The organism is Marinococcus halophilus (assembly GCF_002265875.1).
Taxonomy (GTDB): Bacteria; Bacillota; Bacilli; order Bacillales; family Marinococcaceae; genus Marinococcus; species Marinococcus halophilus.
Genome location: NZ_NPFA01000036.1, coordinates 1 through 7,573, shown reverse-complemented (window position 1 = coordinate 7,573; position 7,573 = coordinate 1). Strand labels below are relative to the sequence as shown.

The 7,573-nt window shown below is 45.7% G+C and carries 9 protein-coding genes; 3 read left to right on the top strand and 6 right to left on the bottom strand.

Annotation, left to right across the window (positions count from 1 at the left end):
* Positions 1–433 precede the first annotated feature (433 nt).
* The gene (locus tag CHL76_RS16485) at positions 434–1,198 is read left to right on the top strand and encodes a DeoR/GlpR family DNA-binding transcription regulator (RefSeq protein WP_094909154.1); all 765 of its coding nucleotides are present in this window, start codon (positions 434–436) and stop codon (positions 1,196–1,198) included.
* A 44-nt stretch (positions 1,199–1,242) separates the two neighbouring features.
* On the opposite strand, the gene CHL76_RS16480 is transcribed toward CHL76_RS16485, so the two are convergent.
* Genes CHL76_RS16480 through CHL76_RS16470 form a run of 3 tightly spaced genes read right to left on the bottom strand, consistent with a single transcriptional unit; the run spans position 1,243 to position 2,730 of the window.
* Positions 1,243–2,262 (bottom strand): Gfo/Idh/MocA family protein, encoded by a 1,020-nt coding sequence (locus CHL76_RS16480; RefSeq protein WP_079474428.1) that lies wholly within the window; start codon positions 2,260–2,262, stop codon positions 1,243–1,245.
* Between the two features lie 4 nt (positions 2,263–2,266).
* The gene (locus tag CHL76_RS16475; protein ID WP_079474429.1) at positions 2,267–2,449 is read right to left on the bottom strand and encodes a hypothetical protein; all 183 of its coding nucleotides are present in this window, start codon (positions 2,447–2,449) and stop codon (positions 2,267–2,269) included.
* Entirely contained in the window at positions 2,446–2,730 is a 285-nt protein-coding gene (locus CHL76_RS16470) for a hypothetical protein (protein ID WP_143745385.1), read from the bottom strand. The genes CHL76_RS16475 and CHL76_RS16470 overlap by 4 nt, the downstream gene beginning before the upstream one ends.
* A gap of 185 nt (positions 2,731–2,915) precedes the next feature.
* Between CHL76_RS16470 and CHL76_RS16465 the strand changes: the two genes are divergently transcribed.
* Both CHL76_RS16465 and CHL76_RS16460 read left to right on the top strand, forming a co-directional pair.
* Positions 2,916–3,560 carry a DsbA family oxidoreductase gene (locus CHL76_RS16465; RefSeq protein ID WP_094909153.1) on the top strand — a complete coding sequence of 215 codons (645 nt, stop codon included), beginning with the start codon at positions 2,916–2,918 and terminating at the stop codon, positions 3,558–3,560.
* A 120-nt stretch (positions 3,561–3,680) separates the two neighbouring features.
* A complete protein-coding gene (locus CHL76_RS16460; RefSeq protein WP_079474432.1) occupies positions 3,681–3,950 on the top strand; it encodes a hypothetical protein in 270 nt (89 codons plus the stop codon).
* Positions 3,951–4,070: 120 nt separating this feature from the next.
* Here the strand turns inward: CHL76_RS16460 and CHL76_RS16455 are convergent, their stop codons facing one another.
* The 3 genes from CHL76_RS16455 to CHL76_RS16445 form a co-directional block, all read right to left on the bottom strand.
* Positions 4,071–4,865 (bottom strand): carotenoid biosynthesis protein, encoded by a 795-nt coding sequence (locus CHL76_RS16455; protein WP_079474433.1) that lies wholly within the window; start codon positions 4,863–4,865, stop codon positions 4,071–4,073.
* Between the two features lie 129 nt (positions 4,866–4,994).
* Complete coding sequence (locus CHL76_RS16450) at positions 4,995–5,585, bottom strand: methyl-accepting chemotaxis protein (protein ID WP_158219217.1); 591 nt, start codon at positions 5,583–5,585, stop codon at positions 4,995–4,997.
* Position 5,586: 1 nt separating this feature from the next.
* Positions 5,587–7,305 carry an ABC transporter ATP-binding protein gene (locus tag CHL76_RS16445; protein WP_079474435.1) on the bottom strand — a complete coding sequence of 573 codons (1,719 nt, stop codon included), beginning with the start codon at positions 7,303–7,305 and terminating at the stop codon, positions 5,587–5,589.
* Positions 7,306–7,573 lie beyond the last annotated feature (268 nt).

Genomic DNA, 7,573 nt, shown 5'->3' with positions numbered 1-7,573 from the left:
GCGCCCGGGCGGGCGCGACCCTGGAGAGCGTGTATAAAACCTACCTCGTGGCCTGACCCGCAAAGCCATCGGTTGGATGATATTGTCGATGATTTCCAATATTTAAATCCATGACCAGCATTTGTTTTCAAACCTGCAACAGTAGAGTAAAGACTTCCCTTTTAACTATTATTACCATTTATCTATGTATTTATTCTTAATGATACCATTATTTTTGTGTGTTAAGAAGCTTTCGTCCATACTTTTCCGTTTATGCATCTAATCAAGCTTCCATGTCCACAAACTAAAATAAACCGCGATTTCTTTTTAACAAAGCAGCTTTTGTGTATAAAAACTTTTGTTTTTTAAAGATTTTTGCGTAAAAACCTGTATTCTTGCATGATTTATGCTTATAGTGTAACTAGCAAATGCTAAGCAACAAGGAGGACCGTGTATGCTCGCTTTTGAACGCAGAGAAAAAATCCTGTCAACTCTCTACAGTGAAAAAAAAGTATTCGTCGCTTCCCTGGCTTCAACGTTTAACGTTACAGAAGAAACAATCCGCCGTGACCTTGAAAAGCTTGAACGTGAAGGAATCGTTACCCGAAATTACGGAGGAGCTACGCTCAATGAACGAACGAGCGAGGATCTGCCGTATCAGACAAGAAATACAATCAATTTAGAAGAAAAAAGGGTCATTGCCCAGCTGGTGCCGCCGCTGATCAAAGACGGCTCGTCTATTATGGCCGATACGAGCTCCACAGTATATGAAGCGCTGCAGGTGCTTCAGCAGTCCAAGGATCATCTCACTATTATTACAAACAGTGTTTCTATCCTTCAGGACTTTGCTTTTTCTTCCTTTGATGTATTTTCTACTGGGGGAAGCCTTCGAAAAAATTCACGCTCCCTGGTGGGCCCTTCCGCCATTCGATCGGTGCAGCAGTACAATGTAGATGCTGCTGTTGTGAGCTGTAAAGGCATTTCAATGACACAGGGAATCATGGATACAAATGAGCCCGAAGCGGATTTAAAGCAGTACATGCAAAATCAGGCCCGGCAGGTTATTCTGCTTGTTGACCATACGAAGTTTGGAGCTGTTTCCCTGGTTAAAACGTTTCCTTTTGAACAGGTGGACTGTCTTTTAACCAACAAAAAACCTTCAGAGGAGTGGCTCGATTTTTTCGAGCAGCATCGGATCGAGGTTATTTTCCCTTCATAATAAAGCTCTGTCTTTCTGCGGGCGCAGAGAGACAGAGCTTTTAGTTAGGAACTGGTAAGGTGCCGGACCACGTCTTCGGCCATTTGATGGGTTTCCCATGCCTGTTCATACATATATTCCGGGATAATGTCCTGCTCCACAAAAGCCAGAAAGGTTGTAATAATTGTTTCAAAGCCGCGTTTTTTTAAAGTGGATTCCCAGTCGTTTTCTCCCTGATACCAGACATCTTTATTCTTATGCACGCTGACATCCCGGACATTGCTTACTGTTAATGTCTGCTCCTGGTTCATCACATCTACACGTTCAAGAGTAGTGCCGGCCTCGCGGTTCATAATCCCAAGCGCCGTCACATTGGGAGATTCAAGCTGAAGTGTCACGTGATGAAGAAGATCGTATTCTCCTTTACCGCTCACTGTCATATTTTCAATTGTTTCGGGAAACAAATACAACATCGTATCGATTACATGAATAAAGTCATCAAATACAAACGTGCGGGCGTCCACTGCCTGATGGCCCCGGTGTTTTTGTACAATAATCATATTCGTATCCTCTGCTTCCATCAGCTTTTGATAGGAAGGCGCATGCCGGCGGTTAAAGCCCGTCATTAACAGAAGCCGCTTCTCTTTAGCCTTAGTGAGCAATCGCTGGGCGGATTCGGCATGATACGTAATCGGCTTGTCCACATACACGTGAATGCCCATGTCGAGCAGCGCATCTATGATAGGCTCGTGAGCTACGGTGGCTGTATGCACAAATGCTGCTTTCATGCCGCAGCTCAGCCATTCGTCCATCTGTTGGTACGTATGCGGTATCGTATACGTATCAGCAATTTCTTTTAACGTATCCGGATTTCTTGTGTACACGTGCAGTTCTACATCTTTTAAATTACTTAAAATGGGGAGATACGCTTTTTTGGCAATATCTCCGATGCCAATCATTCCTATTTTCATGGTGTCCCCTCCCGGGCCTGAGTTCATCAAGATAACGGTTACAAAATCCACATAGTGGTTTTGAATACCTTCTTTTCTCAGAATACCATAAATTGTTTCTTCACCGTTTTCCATTAGTTCATTTATAGTAATTTTCTTTCTGTTCTGCTATTTTCTGTACTTCAGCACGAATTTGCTGGTAAGCAAGCCGGCCGCCAAGACAAAGAAGATCATCTTCTTTACTGTAGGGCGTGCGGAAGGCCAAATGCTCGATCTGCTTATCCAGATAAGCGGAGAGCACTGCGATTTCTTCGTTTTTCAAGAATCCCCACGCCCCTTTTCTACAGAAAGAATCTGCTCAAAGGAAACGTTGTAGTAGCTGCCCTGCTCGTCCTTCCAATGAATCAGCCGTTTGATATGGTCGATATACGTACAGGTACCTATAGTAACTACAGTGTTTTCTTCATTTTTCCAGTATAGTCTCAATTCGTGTTTTTCAGCCCAGGCTTTACGGAGAAGACGTTCTTTCTGTTTCCAGTCCTCTGTCTCCTTTTCCCATTCTGCCGCAATAATACGGGCGATTGTTTTCTGTTCTTCGTTCATCAGCATCACGTCCCCTTCAGAAAGAAGTATATTACCTCCATTATACAAGAACGTACGTTCGAAAAAAGGATATTTTTTACTAACTTATTATTTATATTGAAAAAACCGCTCTCTATAAGCATTTCTATAGGCAGAAAAAAATTTTTTCTTCATACTGGAGACAGCATATTTAAAGGAGGAAAATCATGCAGGTAGATATTTGGTTTGATGTAATGTGCCCGTTTTGCTACTTAGGGAAACGGCGCTTTGAGTCCGCTTTGGAAAACATGTCATTCAGGCACCAGGTACAGGTTGTTTATCACAGCTTTCAGCTAAATCCGGAGATGCCGAAAAATCCCGATTCTGATATCCATACCTTCCTCTCAGAGCAAAAGGGCATGGACCGGGAGCAGGTGCTTTCTTTTCACCGGCAGCTCACCGATCAGGCCCGTGACCTTGGCCTGGAATACAATATGGATGAAGCGGTGCCGGCCAATTCATTTGATGCCCACCGGCTGCTGCAGTTCGCTACAGAGCGCGGCAAAAATAACCGCATGACAGAGCGTCTTTTTCGTGCATATTTCACCGAAGCTAAAAACATTGCGGATATCGATACTCTTGTCCGTCTGGCCGGCGACGTCGGCCTCGTGGAAGAGGAGACAAGGGAACTGCTCGAGCTTGACGCCTACACCCCGAGCGTACAGAAGGATTTACAGGAAGCTTCCTATATAGGAATTGACGGCGTGCCTTTTTATATATTCGATGAAACGTACACTCTCTCCGGTGCCCAGCCGGTAGAAACATTTGAACAGGCCCTTCAGCAGGTTTGGGAGGAAAAGCAGCAGGCATAACAAGAAAAGCTCTTCCTTTTCCGGAAGAGCTTTTCGTATAAAGATGGGACGAAAATAAAGCTTCATACGCTTTTTCGCAGGGAAAACACATCTATACATGAAAAACAGGAGGGCCGGGCCATGCTTGCCATTAAAGTAAATCGTGCATTTCATAAATTAAACAAACACGCAACTCCCGCTGCTGGAACTGCACTAAAAAGAAACGAACCGATCGTAGTATATTTAACCAGCACCCAGGAACAGAAAATACAGGACGCTCTCTATTTTCTCGAAGAGGAGCAATTAATTTACTGCAGCAGAGTAGAAGAAAAAGGCAATACAGATCCCCGGATAGACACGGCGCTTGAGCTCATTCCCCTTCCGAGGCTGTTTAACGTTTTAGAGACATAAAAAAAGCCGCCCCGGGATACGGAGCGGCACAAAGAGGGGTTCCCTATCCAGTGAGATGAACCTGGGGGATCAACATCTTTTATGTTAGCCCCTTAATGTAATGCTTGTATGAAGAACCTGTTAATGTTTTGTTATTTTCCCCACAGTAAAAATAAAAGAACAAAAAATCATAATACCAATTCCAATGCCTCCGGCGAGCCAAAGAGCGTTTAACAGCGCCAGCAAGGTAAACATAAAGGTGAGCAGCATATACAAAACGGCTGTTCGCGGCTGCCAATAAGCCGACACGTGAAACAATTTCCCCTGAAAGCGGAGCACCGAATACATAATTGTATGCAGAAGAAAGCCAATAATAAACCAGCCCTGGAAGTTCGAAAACGGGATATCGTAATACCAGCCGCCTTCATTCCATATCCAGTACCCCTGCACCAGGTAATTTACAGGATCGAGCACAAAATCAATTCCGGTGACCAACAGTGCCCCAAGCAGCACATAAAAAACAAATGCTCCCCATCCGCGCAGGCGTGGAAGCAGGGCCAGAACGTACAGCATTAACGCATGTGACCCCGAAACGATAGCTACCCATGCTGCCCCAATGGTCAGTGGGACCCCGAGAATCATCGCGCCAAAATCAGAGGCGTATTCATAGCTCCCAAAAAAAAGGTTCAACTGCACGCCAATCCCTTCAAGAAACATCGAAAGCAGAAATATAACGGCAGTCAGCCCTCCCCCGGTTTTTCCCCCGTAGGATCGAATCAAAAAAAAGGCTCCAATTACTCCGGTTAAATACAAGAAAACGGCATTTGCCCACTCCAGCCATTCCGGGAGCAGGTCGAACGTAAGCAGCACAAGGCCGCATATGTACCAAAAGATAAAAAAACGAAACAATCCTATGTCGAACGATAATTTTTTCATTGGCCCTCCTGAAGTTTCAGACTATAAATGGCTGCCTCTTTCTATTTCCCGGGTAATACGTGTTTTAACTGTAATTTATAAAAAAAAGCAGAAAGCCCATAGGATTTTCTGCCTGCAAAGAATACTTCTTTATATTTTAAAGCAGCTGACTTCCTGCTGAAGATCTTCCTCCATGGCAGCGAGCGTTTCGGCGGCAGAGGATATCTCCTGCATCGAGGCGAGCTGCTCCTGTGTAGACGCTGCCACTTCTTCAGAAGAAGCAGCATTTTCCCAGGCAATCGAAGAAATATCTGAAGTCGAGTGGGAAATGCGCTCGACGCTTCCGGCCATATCGCGGACCGTCCCAGTCACTTCTTCAATTTTTGGTGCCATGTGCTCCATGCTGTCAAGAATCTGCTGAAACTGCCTGGACGTGTCCTCGGATACGGTGAGCCCCTGCTCCGCATTTTTTGACACGCCCTCCATTTGAATCACAGACTGTTTTGCGTCGTTTTGAATACTTTTAATCAGCGTACCGATCTGCTCTGCCGACGCGGAGGACTGCTCTGCAAGCTTCCGGACCTCTTCCGCTACGACAGCAAAGCCTTTTCCCTGTTCCCCGGCCCGCGCAGCTTCAATAGCTGCATTTAAAGCAAGCAGATTGGTCTGGCTCGCAATGCCGGTAATGACCTCGAGTTGGCATAAAAAAATCCTCTCCGTGTATATAGGAGAGGAAAGCATGTTATTGATATTCAAGCTGTACACTGTTCAATGAAGCAAAAACACCATTTTTATGAATCAACTCTTCGTATGTTCCCTGCTCCGCAATGCGCCCGCTGGTTACTACCACAATATTATCGGCGTGCCGGATGGTCGCAAGCCGGTGGGCGATTACAATGGTCGTCCGGTTTTCTGCGAGCTGTGTCAGCGACTGTTGAATCAATGCTTCAGTTTCCGTATCAAGTGCTGAGGTTGCTTCATCCAAAATTAAAATCGGCGGATTTTTCAAGAAAGCCCGGGCAATTGCAATCCGCTGCTTCTGGCCTCCGGAAAGCTTCAGCCCACGCTGGCCGATCTCTGTTTCATACCCGTCCGGAAGCTCCTTCACAAAGCCGTCCAGGTTCGCCAGCCGGGCAGCTTCTTCAATCTCTTCTTCTTCAGCCGTTAAGCGCCCGTACGCAATGTTTTTCTTTAACGTACCGTTAAACAAGAATACATCCTGCTGGACCATGCCGATCTGGGAACGGAGGGATTCCTTTGTCATATTACGTATGTCTATCCCATTAATGGTCACAGCTCCGGCATCCACATCGTAAAACCGCGGAATCAGCGAGCTGATAGTCGTCTTCCCTGCGCCGGAGGAGCCGACGAAGGCAACGGTTTTCCCGGCCTCGACCGTCACGTTCATGTCCCGGAGCACCGGCTGGTTTTGATGATAGCCAAACGTCACGCCTTCGAGCTTAATGTCGCCTGTAAGTACCGGAGCCTCTGTTGCTTCCGGATGATCGACAATATCCTTTTCTGCATCCGTCATCTGTACAAACCGTTTAAATCCGGCCATACCCTTTGGATACAGCTCTAAAATGGCGCTGATTTTTTCGATCGGCTTGAACAGCACGTTCACATACAAAATAAAGCCGACAAACTCCCCGTTTGTAATAGCGCCTGTGTAAACGAGCCAAGCGCCGTAAACGAGCACAGCCAGAATCATGAGACGGGTCGTTAAAAAAATAGTCGCTGTGGTGTAGCCCATCGTCCGGTAACCCGACAGCTTGGCCTGGCGGTAACGGTTGTTGTTTTTAGCAAACCGGTCGATTTCAAAGGCTTCATTTGTAAACGACTGCACGACCCTTGCTCCAGAGACGCTGTCCTCCACCCGGGCATTCACATCGCCAATTTCTGCATACATTTTTGTCCACGCTTTGTTCATCTGAATGTTCGTATAGGTAATAAGCGCAATCAAAAACGGTACAAAAACAAGAGCTACGAGCGCAAGCTGCGGGTTAATGGAAAACATAATCGTAAAAGCGCCCGCAAACGTCATAACGGCAATAAATAAATCCTCCGGCCCGTGGTGGGCAAGCTCTCCAATATCGAATAAGTCATTGGTGATCCGGCTGATAATATGGCCGGTTTTTGTATTATCAAAAAAGCGATACGACTGGCCCTGCACGCTTTTAAACAGCTCCCGCCGCATATCTGTTTCAATATTAATACCCAGCTTGTGCCCAAGATAATTGACGATATACTGCAGATAGGCACTGAACAGATAGACAGCAAGCAGACCGGCCGACACCCATACCACCAGATTCCAATCCTCCTGAGGCAGCAGGGAATCAATAAACCACTGGACCACAAGCGGGAAAACCAGATCCAAAGCCGCAACAGCGATCGCGCTGAAAAAATCAATGAAAAACAGCTGTTTATGAGGAAGGTAATAGGAATAAAAACGTTTAAGCATCAGAGTCTCCTCTTCTAATCAAATTCACGTAGAAATACTTCTCTTATTTTATAGAAATGCTGATGAAATTCAATCATTTTCTACCTTCATATTTCCATATAATGAAAATAATCATGAAATAACTCTACTGTTGCAGGTTTGAAAACAAATGCTGGTCATGGATTTAAATATTGGAAATCATCGACAATATCATCCAACCGATGGCTTTGCGGGTCAGGCCACGAGGTAGGTTTTATACACGCTCTCCAGGGTCGCGCCCGCCCGGGCG